Source organism: Phaeodactylibacter xiamenensis (genome assembly GCF_965229835.1).
Classification (GTDB): domain Bacteria; phylum Bacteroidota; class Bacteroidia; order Chitinophagales; family Saprospiraceae; genus Phaeodactylibacter; species Phaeodactylibacter xiamenensis.
The window spans coordinates 648,843-671,029 of sequence record NZ_OZ245931.1 but is presented as its reverse complement, the minus strand read 5'-3'; the positions used below and the strand labels follow the sequence as shown (position 1 = coordinate 671,029).

17 protein-coding genes and 2 tRNA genes are annotated in these 22,187 nt (G+C 50.9%); 12 read left to right on the top strand and 7 right to left on the bottom strand.

The window, feature by feature from the left end; translation table 11 throughout:
- Positions 1 to 40: 40 nt before the first annotated feature.
- Positions 41 to 1,942 carry a hypothetical protein gene (locus ACO08I_RS02475; protein ID WP_421948370.1) on the bottom strand — a complete coding sequence of 634 codons (1,902 nt, stop codon included), beginning with the start codon at positions 1,940 to 1,942 and terminating at the stop codon, positions 41 to 43.
- A 429-nt stretch (positions 1,943 to 2,371) separates the two neighbouring features.
- Positions 2,372 to 2,959, bottom strand: coding sequence for a hypothetical protein (locus tag ACO08I_RS02470; RefSeq protein WP_421948369.1), 588 nt, complete (start codon positions 2,957 to 2,959; stop codon positions 2,372 to 2,374).
- Between the two features lie 199 nt (positions 2,960 to 3,158).
- Here ACO08I_RS02470 and ACO08I_RS02465 point away from each other — a divergent pair, with 199 nt between their 5' ends.
- Positions 3,159 to 3,617 carry an RDD family protein gene (locus ACO08I_RS02465; RefSeq protein WP_152605211.1) on the top strand — a complete coding sequence of 153 codons (459 nt, stop codon included), beginning with the start codon at positions 3,159 to 3,161 and terminating at the stop codon, positions 3,615 to 3,617.
- Between the two features lie 108 nt (positions 3,618 to 3,725).
- Here ACO08I_RS02465 and ACO08I_RS02460 read toward each other — a convergent pair whose 3' ends face one another.
- From ACO08I_RS02460 to dnaA, 4 genes are all read right to left on the bottom strand, one after another.
- Complete coding sequence (locus ACO08I_RS02460) at positions 3,726 to 4,178, bottom strand: Hsp20/alpha crystallin family protein (protein ID WP_282775262.1); 453 nt, start codon at positions 4,176 to 4,178, stop codon at positions 3,726 to 3,728.
- 144 nt (positions 4,179 to 4,322) lie between these two features.
- Positions 4,323 to 4,397: transfer RNA gene (locus tag ACO08I_RS02455), tRNA-Pro, on the bottom strand.
- A gap of 16 nt (positions 4,398 to 4,413) precedes the next feature.
- Positions 4,414 to 4,500 (bottom strand) — tRNA-Ser (locus tag ACO08I_RS02450).
- Between the two features lie 311 nt (positions 4,501 to 4,811).
- Entirely contained in the window at positions 4,812 to 6,266 is a 1,455-nt protein-coding gene (gene dnaA, locus ACO08I_RS02445) for a chromosomal replication initiator protein DnaA (RefSeq protein WP_044226721.1), read from the bottom strand.
- A 475-nt stretch (positions 6,267 to 6,741) separates the two neighbouring features.
- On the opposite strand from dnaA, the gene ACO08I_RS02440 reads away from it, so the two are divergent.
- Genes ACO08I_RS02440 through ACO08I_RS02430 form a run of 3 tightly spaced genes read left to right on the top strand, consistent with a single transcriptional unit; the run spans position 6,742 to position 10,955 of the window.
- Positions 6,742 to 8,136, top strand: a complete 1,395-nt coding sequence (locus ACO08I_RS02440) for an efflux RND transporter periplasmic adaptor subunit (protein WP_421948368.1) — start codon at positions 6,742 to 6,744, stop codon at positions 8,134 to 8,136.
- A gap of 27 nt (positions 8,137 to 8,163) precedes the next feature.
- Positions 8,164 to 9,471, top strand: coding sequence for an ABC transporter permease (locus tag ACO08I_RS02435; protein ID WP_421948367.1), 1,308 nt, complete (start codon positions 8,164 to 8,166; stop codon positions 9,469 to 9,471).
- 11 nt (positions 9,472 to 9,482) lie between these two features.
- Positions 9,483 to 10,955: a TolC family protein gene (locus tag ACO08I_RS02430; RefSeq protein ID WP_421948366.1), complete on the top strand. Its 1,473-nt coding sequence runs from the start codon at positions 9,483 to 9,485 to the stop codon at positions 10,953 to 10,955.
- Positions 10,956 to 10,962: 7 nt separating this feature from the next.
- On the opposite strand, the gene ACO08I_RS02425 is transcribed toward ACO08I_RS02430, so the two are convergent.
- Positions 10,963 to 12,366, bottom strand: a complete 1,404-nt coding sequence (locus ACO08I_RS02425; RefSeq protein WP_421948365.1) for a hypothetical protein — start codon at positions 12,364 to 12,366, stop codon at positions 10,963 to 10,965.
- 258 nt (positions 12,367 to 12,624) lie between these two features.
- Between ACO08I_RS02425 and ACO08I_RS02420 the strand changes: the two genes are divergently transcribed.
- From ACO08I_RS02420 to ACO08I_RS02385, 8 genes are all read left to right on the top strand, one after another.
- Entirely contained in the window at positions 12,625 to 13,716 is a 1,092-nt protein-coding gene (locus ACO08I_RS02420; RefSeq protein WP_421948364.1) for a T9SS type A sorting domain-containing protein, read from the top strand.
- 14 nt (positions 13,717 to 13,730) lie between these two features.
- Positions 13,731 to 16,520, top strand: coding sequence for a PKD domain-containing protein (locus tag ACO08I_RS02415; RefSeq protein WP_421948363.1), 2,790 nt, complete (start codon positions 13,731 to 13,733; stop codon positions 16,518 to 16,520).
- Between the two features lie 125 nt (positions 16,521 to 16,645).
- Complete coding sequence (locus tag ACO08I_RS02410; protein ID WP_421948362.1) at positions 16,646 to 17,536, top strand: 3-hydroxybutyryl-CoA dehydrogenase; 891 nt, start codon at positions 16,646 to 16,648, stop codon at positions 17,534 to 17,536.
- Positions 17,537 to 17,625: 89 nt separating this feature from the next.
- Complete coding sequence (locus ACO08I_RS02405) at positions 17,626 to 18,447, top strand: glycoside hydrolase family 73 protein (protein WP_421948361.1); 822 nt, start codon at positions 17,626 to 17,628, stop codon at positions 18,445 to 18,447.
- Between the two features lie 127 nt (positions 18,448 to 18,574).
- Positions 18,575 to 18,718 (top strand): T9SS type A sorting domain-containing protein, encoded by a 144-nt coding sequence (locus ACO08I_RS02400; RefSeq protein WP_421948360.1) that lies wholly within the window; start codon positions 18,575 to 18,577, stop codon positions 18,716 to 18,718.
- A gap of 57 nt (positions 18,719 to 18,775) precedes the next feature.
- Positions 18,776 to 20,176, top strand: coding sequence for a gliding motility-associated C-terminal domain-containing protein (locus ACO08I_RS02395; protein WP_421948359.1), 1,401 nt, complete (start codon positions 18,776 to 18,778; stop codon positions 20,174 to 20,176).
- Between the two features lie 155 nt (positions 20,177 to 20,331).
- The gene (locus ACO08I_RS02390; protein WP_421948358.1) at positions 20,332 to 20,874 is read left to right on the top strand and encodes a TRAP transporter small permease subunit; all 543 of its coding nucleotides are present in this window, start codon (positions 20,332 to 20,334) and stop codon (positions 20,872 to 20,874) included.
- Between the two features lie 3 nt (positions 20,875 to 20,877).
- Positions 20,878 to 22,182 (top strand): TRAP transporter large permease, encoded by a 1,305-nt coding sequence (locus ACO08I_RS02385; RefSeq protein ID WP_044226686.1) that lies wholly within the window; start codon positions 20,878 to 20,880, stop codon positions 22,180 to 22,182.
- Positions 22,183 to 22,187: the final 5 nt, after the last annotated feature.

Genomic DNA, 22,187 nt, shown 5'->3' with positions numbered 1-22,187 from the left:
CTTCATCGTTGATGGTACAGGGGTCGCCATCGTCACAAGCCTATACAGTCGTGGGCGCTGTGCTACAGTCGGTAACGGTTCCCATACAGGGCACGCAGATACTGCCGTTGCAGTCCAGGATGGTCTCTACGTCATTAATGGTATTCGGGTCGCCATCGTCGCATGCTTGCACTGTGGTGGTGCCAGTACTGCAATCCTGCGGCGTCCCTGCACAGGGCACACAAATCTCACCAAAATCACAAAATTCCACGGTTTCCACATCATTAATGGTACAAGGGTCACCGTCATCACAGGGCAAAACAAGCGTATTTGTACAATCCTCAACTGCCGGCACTCCGCCACCACAGGGAATACAGATGGAACCATCACAGTCCAGGACTGTGGTGGTTTCGCCGGTGGTACAGGGATCGCCGTCATCACAAGGCAAAGTTGTTGTTGGTCCTGTACTGCAATCAACAGGCACACCTCCGCCACAGGGCACACAGACCGTGCCGCCACAATCCAGAATAGTTTCGGTTTCGCCAGCAGTGCAGGGATCGCCATCATCGCAAGGCAGGGTCGTGGTGGTGCCAGTACTGCAATCAACGGGCACACCTCCGCCGCAGGGGACACAGACCGTACCGTCGCAGTCCAGGGTGGTCACTGTTTCGCCTATGGTGCAGGGGTCACCATCATCGCAGGGCAGGGTAGTGGTGGTGCCCATGCTGCAATCGATAGGCACACCTCCGCCGCAGGGCAGGCAGACCGTACCGTCGCAGTCCAGGGTGGTCACTGTTTCGCCTATGGTACAGGGGTCGCCATCATCGCAGGGCAGGGTAGTGGTGGTACCCATGCTGCAATCGATAGGCACACCTCCACCACAGGGGACACAGACCGTACCGTCGCAGTCCAGGGTGGTCACTGTTTCGCCGGTGGTACAGGGGTCGCCATCATCGCAGGGCAAAGTTGTTGTTGGCCCGGTGCTGCAGTCGATAGGCACACCTCCACCACAGGGGACGCAGACCGTACCGTCGCAGTCCAGGGTGGTCACTGTTTCGCCTGTGGTACAGGGGTCGCCATCATCGCAGGGCAAAGTTGTTGTTGGCCCGGTGCTGCAGTCGATAGGCACACCTCCACCACAGGGGACGCAGACCGTACCGTCGCAGTCCAGGGTGGTCACTGTTTCGCCTGTGGTACAGGGGTCGCCATCATCGCAGGGCAAAGTTGTTGTTGGCCCGGTGCTGCAGTCAATAGGCGTACCCATGCAAGGCACACAGGTACTTCCGTCGCAATCCAGGATGGTCTCCATATCATTCTCTGTACAGGGGTCGCCATCGTTACAAGGTTGAACAGTAGTTGTCCCTTCCAAACACCCTGTGCCGGTGCATGAGATCAGGTCCGTTTGTATGGTTACTGTTATGGTATACATCAAGGCGACGTACCCTTGATTGACAGCATCCTGCCCGTTCGTGCATCCGGTGGTGAAAACCGGCACAATATCAACACTAAAATTGCCTCCAAAATCGAAAGTATTCGGATTGCAGTCATTGTCGTATGTTTGACTGTAGGGAGCGCCGGCAGGAGGAAAGGGCAACTCTTCTATCACGTTGCTCGTTGGGCAGGAGCCCCCCATACCGTTGTAAGGCGCACAACCGTAGTAAGTATTGTAGAAGGTATTGGAGTGACTGCAGCCAGGGGGTATATTTGGTGTATAGCTTTGAATGGAAATATCTACACTAATGGATACAATGCGTTCGCAGGGACTGATACTACTCCCCAAATTAAAATCATGATGATAACCCTGGCTATAGGGCCCTCCAAAATCTTTCCTATCCAGACCTACAGTCGCATTTACCTGTGTCTCGGTAAAAGTCAGGGTCTGTTGAGCTACTGATTTGAAAGCAAAAGTAAATACCAACAGCAGGGAAAGTAGGACGCAGGGCTTAAATTTATTGTTATGCATACAACTTGGGTCAAAGGTTAGTTACAGGCTGGATGAATCCTAATGCTTATGCTGTGAAATCCGGCTGGGAAGGTATTTGGGTTAGCGATCAAGCGAAGCTAAGAGTCTGATCGGCGCTTCGAGAAGTACAACAAGACGCAGCCATTTCTGAATAACAGACTAAATCTACGTAAAAATAACCATGATGCAGATCCCCCTCCCTGCATTTTTGTCAAAGAGATAATTTATTGCCATTCAGCAGGTTTAGGCAAGCCAATGTGGTGCTTAGCAAATTGCAGCTATGATATTCGATATGACAGAATATAAATCCAGGAATGTACCGTAAACAGGATTGTTACCGCTGAGAACAGGAGGGAGTAGGGGCGTTGTAAGTGTATGAGATTGGTATGTTTTCAGAAAGAGACAGTTATATCACCCGGAGCCGGAACCTTAGCTTTTTTGCTCTTCCTGCTCTTTTTTTTCTTCTTCCACTGTTTCACGTTGTTGTTGGCTGACAAACAGGAAGTCAGCATCCCTGTTAGGGTGGTAAATTAAAATAATGGCTTTGGCTGCCCGGTAGAGCATCAGGACAACTGAAATCATCAGCCCGCCCAGTAAGGCACCATAAATCAGTAGCGCATAATAGGTGGTTTGGTAAAAACCTTCGAGGTGGATGTCATTGTTTTTCAGGGGTAGATTGAGGAACATGAGCAGGAAAATTGCCCCGGCAAAAGCAATGGTGGATAACCGTGCAATCCATTTGACGCGATCGAAGTGCTCGGCTTTGATGTTCCGCTCTGTACTGCTGCTGAAGGACAGCAAAGTCAGCAATAAGGCTAGTATGGTAGAAGTTGCTGTTAGCGTACTGGAGCAAATAAACCGAAGGGAAGGCTTCATCTCTTGTATACTGACCTTCGCCTCTGTTGGACCGAGCGTACCTGTAAAGTATGTGCCCAGAAAGATAATCACAGAGGCTAATGTACCACTGTAGAGCGTACGCATGAACTTCAGCTTTCTGAGCTGATTATAGATTTTCATTTGATTGGTGGTTTTATTCTGAACTCGCTACCATACGCTCATGTTCGCTCGGGCCATCTGAGCCTAAATAGAAATGCACCACAACATAAAACCCGGAACCGGGTGACACCTTTTTGATTGCAAAATAGATTTGTGTAATCAAATATTGTTTATTTTTATTCGAAAGCTTAAATTTGTGGAAAAACAAAATCCCTCAGTTATGAACGCTTCACTAGCCTCCTTTGGGCAGCGACTGCTGGCCTACTTGATTGATGCATTGCCAATTACACTCATTGTAGCTGCTATTTTTTACTTTTTCTTCGGATTCGATGCCTTGCTGCACAACTATTTAGAGCGTGCACCCAATGACCTCGAAGCCCGGAAGGCCTTCATGTCTCAGCGGACCTTGATTCGGAATATTAGTTTTCTGCTCTATGTGGTCTACGCCGCTTTTATGGAGTCTTCACCTAGTCAAGGGACCCTTGGGAAACGGGCATTGGGCTTAAGCGTTGGCGGCTACACCGGGCAGCGGCTTAGCCTTAAAGCATCTTTTATCCGCAACTTTGGTAAGCTTATCTCCATCTCGGTTTTTGCCCTTGGCTTCCTTTGGGTGCTGTTTGATAAGAACCGGCAGGGGTGGCATGATAAGATGGCGAAAACGCTGGTTGTCAAAAAATAAAAAACACCGGACCGGGCTATCCGGATTCAAATTGTGCTGTAAAAAATAAAAAGCCTGCCTCAACAAAGGACAGGCTTTCCAAGCTAAAAGTAGCCAATCTGAATCACGCTATTGGATATCGATAGACTTAATTGTTCCGGCATCATCAGCATTGGTCTTTACCGGCACAACAATCTCCAGCATGCCATTTTGATAGCGTGCATCAATTTTATCTTCTATAGCTGTTTCCGGCAGGGTAAAACTGCGGCTGAGCCGGGAATAATTATGTTCACGGCGGGTGTAGGTGTCATTGTGGCTCGTGTGGTGATGAGCTGCCTCTACATACAGATTCCCTTTACTCACGGTGATATCGAAGTCAGACTTTTCAAAGCCCGGTGCCGCCATTTCGATCAGGTATTCTTTTTCGTCTTTATTTCGGATATTGACGGAAGGCACGGTGAAGCCTTCGTCATCGATCGGGCGCCCCATGCGCCGTCTTGCCTGACGGTTTAGGAATTGGTCGGAGTAGCGCGTGTCATCGTCGTTTGGCAATAGTCCTCTGAAGTTTCCAAAGGTTCTCATAAGTATCGGTTTTCTTTTGAAAATTTCTATTTATAAAACTGGAAACCAATGGGTTGTGTTCGAAAAGGTATACTGGTGATTTAAAGCGGACTCTGCTACGCCAAAACACAAAAAGACCACCTCAAACGAGATGGTCTTTTAAAGTCGGGGCGGCAGGATTCGAACCTGCGGCCCCCTGCTCCCAAAGCAGGTGCGCTAACCGGACTGCGCTACGCCCCGATCTATTTTAATCCAGCGGTGACGGGGGGATTCGAACCCCCGATACCCGTGAAGGTATGCCAGTTTAGCAAACTGGTGGTTTCAGCCACTCACCCACGTCACCGGGTAATCCTGAATTGACCCAGCTGCCAGAGCTGGTAAGTTAGAAATGGGTTAATGGCGTCTGCCATTTTCTGAGCCCCAAATCACTTGACTTTTTTTGAAATATCCAAGCACTTTTGCCTGAATTTTTTTGGCTCTTTCGAACAACGTTTCCGTGTGTTTTTCTGAGCGATTGCAAAGGTAAGAACGCCAGTCAAAAAATCAAATCTTACAGCGTGTTTTTTCTAACTTTTTTGACTGGCATCCTCTATTTTGCTGATTTACAATGGGAACAACGCTAAAACTTTTTTCAACGTTCCCGCCTATCGTTTTTTATTGGTCGTGCAGGCTTAGTTTGATCTTCTTTTCAAGTTCCGACACCGTGTCCTTGAAGATCATGTCGGTCTCCATGAGGTCAGATACAGTCTTGCAGGAATAAATGACGGTGCTGTGGTCACGGCCCCCGAAGTTCTCTCCAATGGCTTTGAGTGATTTGTCCGTCAGGTTCTTGGCCAGGTACATCGACAATTGCCGGGCGATGACAACCTGCCGCTTGCGGGTCTTGCCCTGCAGCTTCTCTACCGGAAGGCTAAAGTGCTCCGCCACGAGGTTTTGGATGTAGTCAACGGTAATCTCCTTATTGATCTGCCGGACGAAATTGCGGATCACCCGTTTGGCCAGCTCAATATCTACTTCCTGACGGTTGAGGGAAGACTGGGCAATCAGAGAAACCAATACGCCTTCCAGCTCGCGGATGTTGTTTTGGATGTTGTAACAAATAAACTCAGTCACATCAGCCGGGAGCTCTACGCCCTCCTGATTCATCTTGGCCTCAAGGATGGCAATGCGTGTCTCCAGATCAGGGGCCTGCAAGTCTGCTGACAACCCCCACTTGAAGCGGGAGATCAGCCTTTCCTCCATGCCGTCCAGGTCTTTTGGTGCCCGGTCGGAAGTCAGGATGATCTGCTTGCCGTTCTGGTGCAGCTGGTTGAAGATGTGGAAAAAGATCTCCTGCGTCTTCTGCTTATTTGCCAGGAACTGAATATCGTCCACGATCAGTACGTCAATCAACTGATAGAAGTTGACGAAGTCATTCACCGCATTATTCTTGATAGACTGAATAATCTGATTGGTAAACTTTTCGCTGGACACATATAATACTGTCTTTGCCGGAAAGCTTTGTCGGACCTCATTGCCTATGGCATGGGCGAGGTGTGTTTTTCCCAGCCCCACGTCCCCGAAAATCACCAGCGGGTTGAAGGAGGTCGCCCCAGGTTTTTTCGCTATAGCTACACCTGCTGAACGGGCAAGGCGGTTACAGTCCCCTTCAATATAGTTATCAAAAAGGTAGTTGGGGTTAAGCTGGGGGTCCACCTTAATTTTGCGAATCCCCGGGATCACGAAGGGGTTTTTTATGGTTTGGCTGTCCAGCATGCCAGGAGCGAATGCGCCAGACTTGCCTCCGTTTTTCTTTCCTGGAGTTCCGTTTGTTGTACTGTAGTTTGGTTTTCCGTTTGGAGCAGCTGCCACTGCACTCTTCGTAAGAATTTGGTATTCCAGCCGGCCATTTTGCCCAAGTTCACGGCGGATGGTCGTCTTCAGCAGCTTCACGTAGTGCTCTTCGAGCCACTCGTAAAAAAACTTGTTCGGTACCTGAATTGTCAACGCATTATCTTCAAGCCGTACCGGCTTGATTGGGTCGAACCAGGTCCTAAAGCTCTGCTGATTCACATTCTTGCGAATCGTTTGCAGACAGTTACCCCAGACTGTAGCATGATCCTTTGTCATTCTGCAGGTTTAAAAGCATTAAAAAATTGGGCTGTTAAGCCTAGAGTATCAGCAAGTTAGGTTTTGAAAATGCAGGGTGGCGGCTTTTACAAAAAGTAAAAAACCAAGTCGCATTTAACCGATGTTTTTGATCTGTGCCCTTAACTATCGGAGGACTACAAAGTTGGCAAAAAAATGCCGGTTTTAAAACTGATGTTGAAAAGTTTTGAAGGAAGAGATCATGGAAAAATCACCTAGTGGCTTAGTTGGCAAGGGCTTGCGCGGAAGAAAAAAATGTACGCCTTTCCTAAAAGCCTTTCCACATAGGGGGTGAAAAATGTGGATAACAAGGTGTTTGTTGTTGAAAGTCTTATAAAATGCTGTTTTTCAAATGATTAAACTATTTGGTTACGCTCCGTAAATGTTAAGCTAATGTAAAACAGCATGCTTTGCAGCGTTTTTTTCTTAATTTTAATGCAATCAAAGAAATCACCTTATGCAGCGCTCAGGCATCATTATTCTGGTGGCCTTTTTGGGTCTTTCCGGACTGGCAGGCTGGTACTTCCTCTCCGGGCCTACTTCCACCGAGCAGGACAAGGAACTCCGTTACGAACTCAAAAGGCAATCTTTTTCCATACAGGTTACAGCAACCGGCGAACTGGCTGCCAAGCGATCGGTCAAAATCAGAGCCCCGCAGGGCATGCGCGCTGCCGGCATCTATGAGACTACCCTTTCGGATCTTATCCCGGAAGGCAGTGTAGTGGAAGCAGGCGATTATGTGGCTTCCCTCGACCGCACAGAGCTGGCAGGCAAAATGAGTGATGTGCAGACTGAACTCGAAAAGATACAAACGCAGCTCGAACAAGCCCGCATCGACACAGCCATAGAAATGCGCGGGCTCCGCGATGAACTCGCCAACCTGGAGTTTGCCAAACAGGAAAAGCTGCTGGCTGTGGAACAGAGCAAATTCGAACCCCGCTCCGTGATCCAACAGGCGGAGCTGGACCTCGAAAAGACGGAACGGGATTACAAGCAGCTGCTCAAAAAATACGAGCTCAAACAGCAGCAGGCCGTCGCCAAAATCCAGGAAATCGATGCCCTCCTCCGCCAAAACCAACGGCAGCTCAAGGTCTACGCTGACCTGTCGGAGGAATTCCGCATCAATGCTCCCGAACCCGGCATGATGATCTACGCCCGCTCCTGGCGGGGCAAAAAAGAACCGGGATCGCGCATCAGCGCCTGGGACCCCATTGTGGCAGAGCTGCCTGACCTCAGCGATATGATTTCCCAAACCTATGTCAATGAGGTCGACATCAGCAAGGTGCAGGAAGGGCAGGATGTAGCCATTCAGGTGGATGCCTTCCCGGAACGGAAGTACACAGGCAAGGTGATTAAGGTGGCGAATATTGGCGAGCAGCTCAGCGGGTATGACGCCAAAGTATTCGAAGTCATCGTGCAGGTCAATGAATCGGATTCCATTCTGCGCCCGGCTATGACCACAAGCAATGAGATACTCACCGGCACTTACGATGATATGCTCTCTATTCCTCTTGAAGGCCTGCAGTCCGACAGCCTCTCCTTTGTATATAAGGATAGCGGTTCCGGAGTCGTCCGGCAGGAGGTCATCACCGGCTTGTCTAACGCAGATGAAATCATCGTGGAATACGGCCTGTCGGAGGGTGACCAAATATACCTGGTACCGCCCCCCGGTGCAGAAGACGCTAACTTTGTGCCGCTTGACCCAGCTATTAAAGAAGACATCCGCAAAAAGCAAAAAGAAGCAGAAGCCAAACGGCAGGCAGAAGCCCTGCGCCGGAAGGAATCTGTAAAAGACATTGAGCCGCCCAGCAACAGCAGAAACAGCGGAGGCAACGTCATCATCTTTGACTAAACCACCCAGCGGGCAAAACCTGATTCTATGCAGCGTGTACTATTCAACTTCCTGCTGGCGGTGGAGGGCGTCAATGCCAATAAGCTCCGGTCTTTCCTTACAGCCTTGGGCATCATTTTTGGTGTGGGCGCAGTGATCGCCATGCTCGCCATAGGCACCGGGGCCAAACAGGCAATACTCGACCAAATGAAACTCATTGGCACCAATAATATCGTTATAGAGGCGGTGGTACCGGAAAGCGGTGATGAAATCAGGACAGAAAATGAAGAGGAAGAAGAGAAGAAGCCCTATTCACCCGGGCTCAGCCTCGCAGACCTGGCTTCCATTCAAAAAACCGTTCCTACTGTAGACCGCCTTAGCCCGGAGATCATTCTCCCGGTGAGCGTAGTCCGGGCAGGGCGGCAGGAGAAAGGGCGCTGTATCGGGGTGGAGAATGCCTTTTTCGAACTCAATGGTCTGGAAATCGGACAGGGCATCGCCTTTCAACCCGTACATATGGAAAAAGGAGAAGCCGTCTGTATTATTGGCACGGAAGTGAAAAAACGCTTCTTTAGTGAGGAGGATCCGGTGGGCAAGCTCATCAAATGTGGCAAAACCTGGCTGCGGGTCATTGGTGTACTGAAAAAACGCAACGCTTCCGAGGAAAGCCTGGCTCGTCTCGGAATCCGAGACTATAATTCGGATGTCTACATCCCGGTAAGCACCGCACTGCTGCGGTTCCGTAACCGGGCGCTCATCACCCCGGATGACCTGGGGAATAACGACGAAAACAAATCTAAAAACTATCATCAGCTCGATCGCCTTGTGGTGCGGGTGGACGATAGCAAGAAGCTCCGTGCCAGCGCAGATGTGATCGCCCGGATTTTGCAGCGCCGCCATCTTCAGGTGCCCGATGTGGAAATTGAAGTGCCGGAGTTACTCCTGGAACAGGAACAGCAAACGCAGGACACCTTTAACCTCGTACTCGCAGTCATTGCCGGCATCTCCCTCCTTGTTGGCGGTATCGGCATTATGAACATTATGCTGGCTTCTGTTCTGGAGCGCATCAAGGAAATAGGCGTGCGCCGCTCCCTGGGCGCCACGCAGCTCGATATCATTTTACAGTTTTTGTTTGAAGCCGTATTCATCAGCCTGATTGGCGGGCTGATCGGCGTGCTGCTGGGCGTAGGCGCAGCAAAGACCATCGCCTCCTACGCGGAAATCCCGACCATCGTCTCTGCCTGGAGCATACTGCTGTCCTTTGGGGTTGCAGCGAGCATTGGGCTGGTGTTTGGGCTCTTCCCGGCACAGAAAGCCGCCAAACAAGACCCGATTAAAGCTTTGCGCTCTGACTAAAACAAATCCCGATGAAGAAGTACTTTTTTATTGTATTGCTTGCCCTGTCCGGCAACCTCGCCTACGCTCAGCCCGATACCCTGCGGATGGGGCTTGAAGAAGTGGTCCGGATGGCACAGACCGGTGCGCCGGATGTGCAGATTGCGGAGACGGCCGTCAAGAATGGCTTTTGGCGTTATCAGTCTTTCCTGGCGGATTATCGCCCGCAGATCAGCTTTGGGGCGACCCTGCCTAATCTGAACCGATCCATTCAGACCATTACGCTGCCCAATGGTTCCGATGCCTTTATCGACCGGGCCCTTATGAGCAACCTGGCTAATCTGAGTCTGGAGCAGGATGTCGCCCTTACCGGTGGTTCCATCTTCGCACAGACCGCTTTGGAGCGGATTGATATTTTTGAAACCGACAACAACCCGGGCTCCACATCCTACCTGAGCACGCCTTTTGCGATTGGGTTTCAGCAACCGCTCTTCCAGTTTAATGCGCTGAAGTGGGCGAAGGAGATACAGCCTTTGGTGTACGAAGAAGCCCAGCGGGCCTTTTCGGAAGACCTGGAAGATGTCGCCTATAATGCCGCACTGTTGTTCTTCGATGTCCTGGTGGCTCAGCTCAATCTCGAAGCCGCCCAGCGCGACAAAAGGGATGCTGACACCCTGTTAGTCATCTCCCGTGGCCGGTTCGATGTGGGGCGTATTGCAGAAACGGAACTTCTCCAGATTGAGCTGAGTGCTATGAATGCGGATGCTTCCCTCGCGTCCAGCCGGCTCGATTTGCAGACCAGTACCGAAGCCCTGCGTAATTTTCTGGGTATTCAGGAAGCCGTTTACTTTGAGCCTGCCACGCCCGGTGAAATTCCGGTTTTCGATATTGATGCGGACCAGGCCCTCAGCCTTGCCCGGCAGAACCGCAGTGAGTCGGTTGGTTTTGAACGACAATTGCGGGAAGCCGACCGGGAAGTCGCCCGAGCCAAAGGCACTACCGGGCCTTCTGCTGATATTAACGGCTACTTTGCCCTTTCTCAAACGGCCAATATGTTTGGCGATGCCTATGTCGACCCGCTGGACCAGGAGCGGCTCAACATCCGCCTCAATGTACCGATTGCAGATTGGGGCAAAGCCCGGTCCCGAATAGAAATTGCCCGCTCCAATCAGGAACTCACGCAGCTGCAGGTACAGCAAAACCGCATTAATTTTGAGCAGGAAATCCTGATCAAAGTGCAACAGTTCAGCCTCTTGCGCAATCAGGTGGATCTTGCCCTGCGCGCCTACGATGTGGCCCGCCGGCAATTGGAGATCACCAGGCAGCGCTACCGCATCGGCAAGATTGCAATCGCTGACCTGAATATTTCCATCAGCCAGGAGGCCAGTGCCCGGGCAGCCTATGTGAGTGCCCTGCGGGATTTCTGGCTTGCTTACTACGACCTGCGCCGCCTGACGCTTTATGACTTTGAAAACCAGCAAAGCCTGAAGCAGAACCGGGAGTAGGATTATTTTAGCTAAGCTTGGCCAGCAGCCAGTCCCGGTTGTTGAGCGGCTGGGTGGCTTCCACCTTTGCCCGCAGTTTAGGATAAGAGGCTGGCAGCTGCCGCAGCAATGCGCCGGTCAGCTGTATGAAGTTTGCGTAAGGGGTTTTGACCTTGGTGGAGATCGACCGGTTGCGTCTCAGGAATACCTGAAAAGCCTTTAGCGAAGCTTCGAGAGCATCCCAGGCGCCCTGTTCGTAATAGATTTTAGCCAGCAGGGTCCGGCTGCCGAGGTTGTAATGAATATCCGTGAACTCCACCTGCCGGAGCTGATCGAGAGCGGCCTCGTACTCTGCCCTGTAGAAGTAGAGCTCGGCCAGATTGTAATGCAGCGCATCCTTTTGCTGATCAGGGGGCAGATAGTCGGAGTAAGCTTTGACAAAATCTTCCACCCAATCGTACCTTTTCAGGTTCAGCCCCAGCTTGACCATGTTTTTATAAGTCCAGGGTGACAATTGCTTTTCCTCAATCAAAATTTTCTCGTCAATTCCCTGCTGATATAACCCTAGCAAATGTGGAGCAAAAGACCGTTCACCATCACGTATCCTGCCGATGCAATAATTAATGGCGTAGTAGAGTAGGGGGCGGGCAGTTTCCGGGCTTAGCCGGGCGCTCCACTCCCGGAACAAATTAACGTAACTGAAAAAAGTCTCCTGATGCCGGGCAGGTGCCTGCAGCATCTGATAAAGGTACAGGTAAAGTTGGTGAAGTGGTTTGTGGCTCAGGTCTTGTCCGGACAAATGGTTGATCACGGGCTCCACCAATGTGGGATCGAAAGCCTGATCAATCAGGCGCTGCCGGTTGAGCATCTCGCAGGTGTACTGCAGCTTCTGTAGCATGAAGAAATCATCAAGGGCGTGGTTAGCTTCCTGTAAAAAGGGCGTGGGCTGCCGGGTGTTTTGCCGGAAAAACTGCTGTTCGGCCAGGTCGAGCAATTTCCAGCTTTGCAAATGATACGCAGGGCTTAGGGGTGCCTTTTCCAGCGCATTTTTTGCTTTGCGGTTAGCTTGCCGGTAGTGCTTGCCCAATTGGAGCCGGACCAGTTCCTCCGCCTTGATTTGTTCGGCAAGGGCGGTGTCCTCCTGCAGGCGCTTCCAAACCAGCCAGTCTTCTGCCAGTTTCAGCAGGTCGCTCATCAGCTGATTGAGCATTTGGTAGCGGTAAGGCTGCTTCGGGAATAACGTCTTAAATATGGCTTCCCGTTCCAATGTTTCAGGTTTCCACTCCTCCGTCCAAAGGGCGTGCAAATGGCCCAGCAAGCGGTGCGCATCCGGATTGGGATTGTGAAAGGGGCTCTCCACAAAAGCAAGCAGGCTGCGCCAGTCGTAGCCGTCAAGGGTTTGGAGGAATTGGAGGAGCTTGGTGCTTTTCATGGATTTTAGAGCTGTTTATGCCCATTATTCAGAAAGCTCGTAATAAAGTCTTTGCAAAAGGACAAAAAGCCGACAAATCAGAGCAGAAAAACTTTAGATTTTAATATTTATTTGAAGGCAAATATATCATAAAATACTGGTAACCAGTATTTGTATTTTGATTAGCTTTGAATTTATGCACATACAAATATAAAAAAATGTAGTTGTACCCCCATTACCTTCCCCTTACATTTGTAATGTGAGAAAAAGCAATCACCCATGCGGAAGATATTTTGGATAGCAACTTTCTGGATTTTCGTTTCGGGCCTGCAGGCGCAGGTTTACCCGGGCGATGCCAACAACAGCGGCAAAGTCGATCAGGCAGATGTGCTGTACACCGGTTATGCCTATGGCAGTGCCGGTCCGGCGCGCATTCAGACCGGCACCATTTTTGAAGAAATGCCGGTTTCCATCAACTGGATGCAAAGCTTCCCCAATGGCGTGGGCTATGCGCATGCGGATGCCAATGGCAACGGGCAGGTCAACCTCTCGGATATGCTGGCGGTGGTGACCAATTTCGGGCAAAGCCACTCCACACCGGCCCCGGTTGTTTTCCCGGCCGCTGTACCGGGCATGGATGCTGCGCTTGCCTTTACTCCTGATTTGCTGAACCCTCCGCTTACGGCGGGATCCATCGTCAATATCGCCCTGGATTTGGACTACCCGAACCTGCCCACTGAGGTAAACGGGCTGGCATTTGAGATCGCTTTCAACAAAAACTACATCCAAAGCATCTCGCTCAGCTACGATGAGGAATGGCTGGGCGGCACCTCGGAATCCTTCCGCTTCCAAACCATCAGCACAAGTCAGACGGACCGGCTGAAGACAGCTTCTACGCGCTACGGGGTCAACCCCACCGCAGCAGAAGGAAGGGTAGGCGTTTTGTCCATCGTCATTGAGGATGATCTCATCACCTTTATGCAGGCCGACAGCGCCAGTATCCTACTTGAAATCAAGGAAGTCATGCTCGTCAACGACAGCCTGGAATTGCAGCCGGTCGTGACTGACAGCCTGATGCTGACCGTATACAACCCCAACTACTTGGTCACCCAAACCCTGACGGAGGAAGCAGCCGATATGCGCCTTCTCCCCAATCCTGTGCGCAACGGACGGGTATTGGTGGAAGCCCCCAAAGGCATAGCGCGCGTTGGTGTCTTCAATATGCTGGGGCAACCGCTCTACGAACAGGAACCCCGGACGCCCACCTTTGAAATTGCTGTGCCCGGTAGCTGGCCAACCGGTTACTACCTGGTGCGCGTGCAGCAAAGTGACGGGCTCTTAAGAGAAAAACTATTGTACATCATTCAATAAAATCACCCGACTTTATGAAAAACCTGACTGTTTTACTGTTAGCGTTCTGTAGCTTCTTCAATAGCTATGCTACGGAGCTCAGCGTTTCCGGCAGCCTGCTATTTGGGCCCGATCAGGACCCGGTGCCTGGATTTGAGGTGGAATTGCTGCTGCCCTCCCTTGATGAGTACCTGTTTGCCGTTACTGAAGCGGATGGAAGCTACACGTTTACCTTCGACCACGACTTTAGCAACATGCCCACGCTAACGGCCACTGTGAGTACCATCGATTTCTGTACGGGCGTATTCCTTATGGAAACGGTAACGCTGCAGGAGAGTGCCCCTTCGGCAACGGGGGTAGACCTGATCGTCTGTGGCGACATCAATCCGCCGCCACCACCGGAGCATTGCGAAGCCTTCTTCTTCATGGAACAGATCAATGCTGACCCCTACGAAGTGCAGTTTTATGACCTATCGAGCACCGCCACGCCTGTGGAATCCTGGTTTTGGGATTTTGGGGATGGCAACACGAGCAACGAAGCTTCCCCCCTGCACACTTATGCTGCTACGGGAGTGTATGATGTTTCGTTGACCATCACTGCTGATACCTGTACCGCTATCTTCACCAACCCGGTCTATGTTGAAGATTTCGTGCCCTGTGACTGCGACTGGAATGAGTACGACCCGGTGTGCATTGAGGTGGCGCCTGGTATTGTGGAGCTTTTTGAAACCCTCTGCTATGCCGAATGCGCAGGGTATAGCGCCGATGACATCGTGGACTGCAGTGACAACGGCTTTGACCTTTGCGAAGCCTTCTTTACGTACGAGCAGGGCGCAGACAGCCTGACCCTGGATTTTACGAGCTTTTCTTTCACTTTTGGGGACAGTATCATGGGCTACAACTGGACGTTCCCGGATGGCGGCACCTCAACGGAAGCCAATCCCAGCTACACTTTCTCAGAGACAGGGTCGTTTGATGTCAATCTCACCATCGTCACAGAAAGCGGCTGTGTCAGCTCCTATTCCCAACCCGTATATGTGGGGGACAACGGTGGCCCTTGCAACTGTGATGATGTCTTCGACCCGGTTTGCGTCATCAATGAAGCTGGCGTGATCATCACGATGCCGAGTGCCTGCGTAGCCATTTGCTCCGGTTATGGGCCGGATGAAATTTACGACGATTGCAATTTTGACGATTGCGACTGCCCGCTGGTTTTTGAGCCGGTTTGTGTGGAGCTTTTCCCGGGGCTGATCTTCGAATTCCCCAATGCCTGTGTGGCAGAGTGCGAAGGCTTTACTGCAGCTGACTTTGTCGACTGCGAAGGCGATGACAATTGCTATTGCCCGGCTATTTTCGATCCGGTCTGTGTGGTTGAGAATGGCGACACCCTGACCTTCCAGAACCCTTGCTACGCCGAATGCGAGGGTTTTGGGCCTGATCAGTTCGTGGACTGCGATATTGATGCGCCTTGTGGTTGCGATGATGTCTTCGACCCGGTTTGTGTGGCGACGCCTTCCGGGCAGATTCTTACTTTCCCTAATGCCTGCTTTGCGGAATGCGAAGGCTATGATTCATCTGTATTCTTTGAGTGCGACGATCCCGGTGACTGCAACTGTTATCAGGTCTACGATCCGGTATGTGTAACGCTTCCAAATGGCATTGAGCTCGTCTTCCAAAACGACTGCTATGCGGAATGCGAAGGCTTTGGCCCGGATGAGTATGCCCCCTGCGATGGCGGAGGCGAATTCTGCGAAGCTTACTTTGAGGTCATGGAAACCGATGTGCCCGGGCAGGTACAGTTTTTTGATGTCTCTTTCGTGACCGACGGTACGGTGGTGGAGTGGTTCTGGGACTTTGGTGATGGCAACAACAGCACGGCGCAAAACCCGGTACATACTTATGCGGAAACAGGTATGGTGGAAGTTTCCCTGACCATCACAACTAGCGAAGGTTGCACCAGTACTATTGTGCACCCGATATTCCTTGGTAGTGGCGGTGGCGCAGGCAATGGCCCGGAATGCCAGGCGATGTTCTCCTTCGAGCAGGATGCAGACGACCTGTTGTCCTTTACCTTCATGGATATGTCCATGGGCAATGACACAGATTCCTGGTTCTGGAGCTTTGGGGATGGCAATAGCAGCACGGCGCAAAACCCATCTCACACTTATGCAGCACCCGGACTTTACCTGGTCACGCTGACCATTACCAGCGGCGATTGCACCAGCAGCATGAGCATGATTATCCTGACCGACTTCGATATCCTGTATGATGAAGACTGCCTCGCACTCTTCCTGCCATTCAAGACCGATAGCCTGACCTATGCCTTCCTGAACCTGTCTTCCGATTTCGGGGCAGACTACCAGTGGGATTTCGGCGATGGCAATACAAGTACGGAAGCCATGCCCGTGCACACTTATGCCGCACCAGGCAACTACGAAATCTCGCTGACGATGACGACACCGGATGGCTGTGTGTCTACCTTTACCGTGACTATCAATCCGGTCATCAATGGCTTTACCGGGCAGCCTTCCTTCCTGATGGCAGTCGATACGGACGACAGCTATGAACAACCACTGGGCCAGATCAAGGCCTATCCAAACCCCGCCCGCGAGCAAGCCACGCTTGACCTCGACCTTCAGCAGGGAGGCGCCTATGAGCTGCGCCTGCTCAACCTGAACGGGCAAGCCCTCTGGCAGCAGCACTACAACTGGAGCGCCGGACGGCAGCAGATCGACCTCGACCTGTCGGACGTGCCCGCCGGTATGCTGATGCTGCAGGTGCGCGGCGAGCAGGGCACCGAAACCCTGCGCCTGATTAAGCAATAAACCGACCGTTGTAAGCAATTCACCCGTACTCCAATCATTTAAAACCCGCCTGCACGGTTTAGTCCGTGCAGGCTTTTTTGTATCTTTGCCCCCCGAAAATCCTAACATAGTCTAAAACCAAATCCATGAAAAATATCGCAGTAATCGGTGCCGGCACTATGGGCAACGGCATCGCCCACGTTTTCGCCATGAATGGCTATTCCGTCAACCTGATCGACATCTCTGAGGAAGCGCTCGACAAAGCCCTCGCCACTGTCACGAAGAACCTCGACCGCATGCTCAAAAAAGAGCGGATCACCGAGGAGGTGAAGCAGAAAACGCTTGGCAACCTGACCAAACAAACGGACCTGAAAGTCGGTGTGGCCGAAGCTGACCTGGTGGTTGAAGCCGCCACCGAGCGCGTAGACCTCAAGCTGAAAATCTTCAAAGACCTGGACGAAGCGGCACCGAAGTCTGCCATCCTGGCCACCAATACTTCTTCAATTTCCATCACCAAGATTGCGGCAGCGACAACGCGCCCGGCGCAGGTCATCGGCATGCACTTTATGAACCCCGTGCCGGTCATGAAGCTGGTAGAGGTCATCCGCGGCTACGCCACTTCAGATGAGACCACGGACACCGTCATGGACTTGTCCCGCAAGCTTGGAAAAGTGCCGGTAGAGGTCAATGATTACCCAGGGTTTGTCGCCAACCGGATTTTGATGCCAATGATCAATGAAGCGATTATTTCCCTGCACGAGGGCGTGGCCGGCGTGGAGGAAATCGATACGGTCATGAAGCTCGGCATGGCACATCCTATGGGGCCACTGCAACTGGCGGACTTTATCGGTTTGGATGTCTGCCTGTCCATCCTGAATGTCCTGTTTGAAGGCTTCGGTAATCCGAAGTACGCTCCCTGCCCGTTGCTGGTCAATATGGTGACGGCCGGCAAGCTGGGCGCGAAGTCGGGTGAAGGCTTTTACACCTACGGCCACGGTACTAAAGAACTGGCCGTGGCGGGCGCATTCAAAAAATAGCAATCAATTTGTTTTGTAGTCTTGTTTTTAAATATTTTTTGTTTTACATTTGTGTTTGTACACATTTTTGAAACAAAAAGGGGCAAGACATGGAAAGCAAAAGTACCCACCAAAACACCCTGTCCCTTCAAGCTCTGGCGGACGCCCTTCACCGCAACTGGTTCAACGGCGTCCTCCTGGGCCTGGGGATATACATTCTGTTTTTTAAAAACATCAGCATTCAGTTTAACCTGAATAGCATCGAGCAGCCGGTTGCGGTTGCGGAACAGGGCCTCGTGCCATCGTTTGGGCAGGCGCTGCCCGCCAATTACAAGGCTGAGAAGCGTGCCAGCACCCAACAAAATGTCTCACAAATCAAGTGGGATACCCGTCAACCAGAGGATTTCCCAAACCTCACCTTCGTGCTGAATGACAACTACGCCGAGCGCCACCACGTGCGCCCGGAGGTCAAGGAAGCCGTCAATGCTAAAGTAGAGGCTTACCTGGAGCAGTACAAAATGCTGGCGATCAGTGAAATGGAAGACTATGGAGTCCCGGCAAGCATTACCCTCGCGCAGGGGCTGCTGGAATCCAACGCCGGAGAAAGCCTGCTCGCCAGGGAGTCCAACAATCACTTTGGGATCAAGTGCAAGCGCCAATGCCGGGGCTGTACCTGCCGCAATTACTCAGATGATGACATCTACGATATGTTCCGAGTGTTTGGGGATGCTAAAGAGAGCTTCCGGGCACATTCTGAACTGCTCAACGGCGAACGGTACCAACACCTCCACCGGCTGCGCATTTCCGATTATAAAGGCTGGGCGCGAGGGCTTAAAAAGGCAGGCTACGCCACTGACAAGGCTTATGCCGATAAGCTCATCCGGATTATTGAGAAGTTGGACTTGACTCGGTTTGACCGGCTGGGGGCGTAGCAGTCTTCTCAGTGCCAGATGCATTAAGCCGCAGATGTTAGATTGTTAAGCACATAATAAGCAACCAAATAATTCGGTTATTCATATAAACCGGAACGGCTATTGACACCAACAAACGCATTCGGATATGAATGGCCGAATAGTAAAATCGTTTGAACATATAGGGTCACCAGGTTTTGATATCTCAGACCTTGCTAATGGGCTTTATATAGTAAGTATCTGGGAAAACGGCAATAGACTGCATACAACCAAACTTTCAATTGTAAGATAATTTTTTCATCAGTGGATATGCTTGAATAAACGGGCATATCCACTTTTTGCTTTTGCTATGAATAAAATCGTTTTATCGCTAATTGTTTTATTATTGATCAATAATAATGCAATTGGGCAAAATAACTTAATATCCAATTTTAGTTTCGAATTAATCTCTGATTGTCCAAGTATAGATTATGCATCTATAGATTTAGCATTTTCTTGGGATAAGGCACTATCAACTCCTGATATTTTTAACTCATGCTCCTCCTCTCAGGATAGAGGGATACCATTAAATAGCACCAATTGTTATCAACCGGCACGCAGCGGGAATGGTTACGCTGGAATTACTCAGTATTTTACAATCCCTCGCACCACCGAATACATGGAGGTCAAGATAAATGAAAAATTGACCAAAGGAAAGCAATATTATATACAGTTCTTCGTGTCCTCCCGCAATTGTGACGGTCATCAACCCTGCCATTCCGATGCAATGGGGCTTGCATTTTCGGACACCCTGTACCGTGAAGCGGTAATAGGAGGAGCCGAGCAAATACCGCCCTTTACTCCAGCTGTTCAAAATCCGGCAGGGAAAATATTGAACGATACCCTCAACTGGATGGAAATCAGTGGCTGCTATACGGCTACCGGAACGGAGCAATACGCGATTATCGGCAGTTTCAAGACCAGCGCTAATACGCAAAGCGAGGGCTGCTTTGGCGTAACCGGCTCCTATTACTATGTAGATGATGTAGGCGTGTATGGTTTTGACCCGTTGCCAGATACCCTGGTTTTATGCGAGGGCGGATCGCGAACCATCGGGAAATCATTTTTGGACGCAACGTACTCATGGAATACAGGTGCGGCCGATAGCATTTTGACCATCAATCAGGAAGGCCGGTACATCGTGAATGCGACCCTGGGCAATTGTGTATTTAGCGATACGGTTGTGGTTTTAGAAAATGACAAGCAGTTAAGCTTGCTGCCAGCTGACACCTTGCTTTGCGAAGAGGAAGAACTTGACTTGAGCATACCGCTGCCAGGCACTTATTTATGGTCTGATGGCTCAGGCAGCAATCAGATTTCAATCGTTGAGGATGGGGCCTACACGGTTGAGATTCAAAACGATTGTGGTGTTTTTAATCATTCATTCGAAGTAGCAACTGAAACCTGTGGCTGCAATGTATATATACCAACTGCTTTCTCGCCAAATGGCGATGGCAATAATGATGTTCTGCAATGCTATATGGGTTGTGATTTTCCATATCAAGGTATTCGCTTTGAGGTTTTTGACCGTTGGGGAGGCCTCGTCTATTCAAACAAATCGTCAGAGATAAACAGTATTGTTTGGGACGGCACTTTCAAAGGCAAAGCGCTTGATCCGGGTGTGTATGCTTGGTTTTTTGAATACGAATACATCCGGAATGGCACGGTTAACCATAAAACCATCAGTGGTGAAGTACACATTCTTAGATAGTGTTTGCATACCAACAAATCTGACTATTCCTAACCAGCCAAACCTGGATTTCTGACCTGCTGTCAATTTTTTTTGGCAAAACTTACGGGTAGCGTTCGGCATTGATTATCTTCCGTCAGCAATCAAAGCAAGAAAAATCAACAAAACCCTGGCTGATGGTATCTACGCTCCGGAAAGTTGCCCAGGCTATCCACACCCTGAATGAGCAGGTGGGCAGAGCGGCAGCATGGCTGACTACGCTGCTTATGCTGCTGGTCTGTTTCGATGTGGTGGTCCGTTATTTATTTAATGAAACTCAAGCCTGGATTATGGAGCTGGAATGGCACCTTTTCGGGCTTATTTTTTTGCTGGGGGCCGGGTATGCTTTCCGGCACGACCGGCATGTCAGGGTGGATTTGTTTTACGCTAAGTTCTCGGCTAAGGATAAGGCGCTGGTGAATCTCTTCGGAGGCCTAATATTCCTGATTCCCTGGACAGCTATTCTGATTTACGTTTCCTTTGAATACGCCACTATTGCCTACAAAATAGGAGAGGGGTCGCCCGATCCCGGAGGACTGCCGGCCCGGTACATCATCAAGTTTGCGATAACCGCAGGCATGGTACTGCTTTTCCTGCAAGGGCTTGCGAGTATTATTGACAACTGGTTGATCTTTAAAGGTAAAGCCCCTTCCCAATCCAGCACCTCTGAAACCGAATAAGCCATGGCCATCCTTGCGATATTACTGTTCATCAGCATCTTTCTGCTCATTTTGTACGGATATCCGGTAGCCTTTACGCTCGGGGGGATCTCCATCCTGTACGCTATCTGCTTCCTGGATCCGGGCAGCTTCATTGCACTGTCGCCCCGTATGATGGGTGTGGTAAGCAACTATGTGCTGATGGCGGTGCCCCTTTTCATCTATATGGGCATCATGCTGGAGAAATCCGGTCTGGCGGAGAGCCTTCTGGAAACCATGGCGATGCTCTTTGGAAAAGTCCGGGGCGGGCTGGCGATTAGCGTAGTGATCGTGGGTGCTTTACTGGCTGCTTCCACCGGGATTGTGGGCGCAACCGTAATCACTATGGGCCTGATCAGCCTGCCGACCATGCTGAAGCGCGGTTACCGCACCGAACTGGCGACGGGCACGATTGCCGCATCCGGCACCCTCGGGCAGATCATTCCGCCTTCTGTCGTATTGGTGCTCCTGGGCAGCGTGCTGAATGTTTCTGTGGGGCAGTTGTTTGCCGCGGCGCTTATCCCAGGGCTGCTGCTTGTACTCGTTTATATTGTGTACATCGCCATCACCGCATGGGTGCGCCCGGGGTACGCGCCAAGTATGCCCAAAGAAGAACTAGAGGCTTTCTGGGCATCAGGGGCTACCCGGAAGGTGCTGCAGGCTTTTGTCCTGCCTATGCTTTTGATTGTTGCCGTGCTGGGCTCCATTTTTGCAGGCATTGCTTCCCCTACCGAGGCTGCCGCCGTAGGGGCAATGGGCGCTACCTTGCTTACCATCAGTCAGGGCAAATTCAATCTGGAAGTCCTAAAGTCCGTCATGCGGGAAACGACCCACCTGACAAGCATGGTCTTTGTGATTTTGCTGGGCGCTACTGTCTTTTCCTTCGTCTTTCGGGAAATGGGCGGGGACACCTACCTCGTCAGCCTGATCGAAGAAGCCAATCTGTCGCCCATGGCATTTCTGGCCCTGGTTATGATCGTGGTCTTCGTCGCCGGCTTTTTCATCGACTTTATTGAAATCATCTTCATCATCGTACCGGTAGTGGCTCCTATTTTCGTGCAGATGGATATAGATCTGATCTGGATTGGCGTACTGCTGGGGCTTAATCTTCAGACCTCCTTCCTGTCACCGCCCTTCGGATTTTCCCTGTTTTACCTCAAAGGGGTAGCACCTCCGGGCGTGACCACTCAGCACCTGTACCGGGGTATTTTGCCGTTTGTGATTATTCAGCTGGTGTTTCTCAGTACCGTCATACTTTTCCCTGAAGTGGTGTATTTTTTGATTGATTAAGCAGA

Bases quoted from the DNA above. Each gene is read 5' to 3' on its own strand.
- ACO08I_RS02475 (WP_421948370.1), bottom strand. From the start codon at position 1,942: ATGCATAACAATAAATTTAAGCCCTGCGTCCTACTTTCCCTGCTGTTG.
- ACO08I_RS02470 (WP_421948369.1), bottom strand. From the start codon at position 2,959: ATGAAAATCTATAATCAGCTCAGAAAGCTGAAGTTCATGCGTACGCTC.
- ACO08I_RS02465 (WP_152605211.1), top strand. From the start codon at position 3,159: ATGAACGCTTCACTAGCCTCCTTTGGGCAGCGACTGCTGGCCTACTTG.
- ACO08I_RS02460 (WP_282775262.1), bottom strand. From the start codon at position 4,178: ATGAGAACCTTTGGAAACTTCAGAGGACTATTGCCAAACGACGATGAC.
- dnaA (WP_044226721.1), bottom strand. From the start codon at position 6,266: ATGACAAAGGATCATGCTACAGTCTGGGGTAACTGTCTGCAAACGATT.
- ACO08I_RS02440 (WP_421948368.1), top strand. From the start codon at position 6,742: ATGCAGCGCTCAGGCATCATTATTCTGGTGGCCTTTTTGGGTCTTTCC.
- ACO08I_RS02435 (WP_421948367.1), top strand. From the start codon at position 8,164: ATGCAGCGTGTACTATTCAACTTCCTGCTGGCGGTGGAGGGCGTCAAT.
- ACO08I_RS02430 (WP_421948366.1), top strand. From the start codon at position 9,483: ATGAAGAAGTACTTTTTTATTGTATTGCTTGCCCTGTCCGGCAACCTC.
- ACO08I_RS02425 (WP_421948365.1), bottom strand. From the start codon at position 12,366: ATGAAAAGCACCAAGCTCCTCCAATTCCTCCAAACCCTTGACGGCTAC.
- ACO08I_RS02420 (WP_421948364.1), top strand. From the start codon at position 12,625: ATGCGGAAGATATTTTGGATAGCAACTTTCTGGATTTTCGTTTCGGGC.
- ACO08I_RS02415 (WP_421948363.1), top strand. From the start codon at position 13,731: ATGAAAAACCTGACTGTTTTACTGTTAGCGTTCTGTAGCTTCTTCAAT.
- ACO08I_RS02410 (WP_421948362.1), top strand. From the start codon at position 16,646: ATGAAAAATATCGCAGTAATCGGTGCCGGCACTATGGGCAACGGCATC.
- ACO08I_RS02405 (WP_421948361.1), top strand. From the start codon at position 17,626: ATGGAAAGCAAAAGTACCCACCAAAACACCCTGTCCCTTCAAGCTCTG.
- ACO08I_RS02400 (WP_421948360.1), top strand. From the start codon at position 18,575: ATGAATGGCCGAATAGTAAAATCGTTTGAACATATAGGGTCACCAGGT.
- ACO08I_RS02395 (WP_421948359.1), top strand. From the start codon at position 18,776: ATGAATAAAATCGTTTTATCGCTAATTGTTTTATTATTGATCAATAAT.
- ACO08I_RS02390 (WP_421948358.1), top strand. From the start codon at position 20,332: ATGGTATCTACGCTCCGGAAAGTTGCCCAGGCTATCCACACCCTGAAT.
- ACO08I_RS02385 (WP_044226686.1), top strand. From the start codon at position 20,878: ATGGCCATCCTTGCGATATTACTGTTCATCAGCATCTTTCTGCTCATT.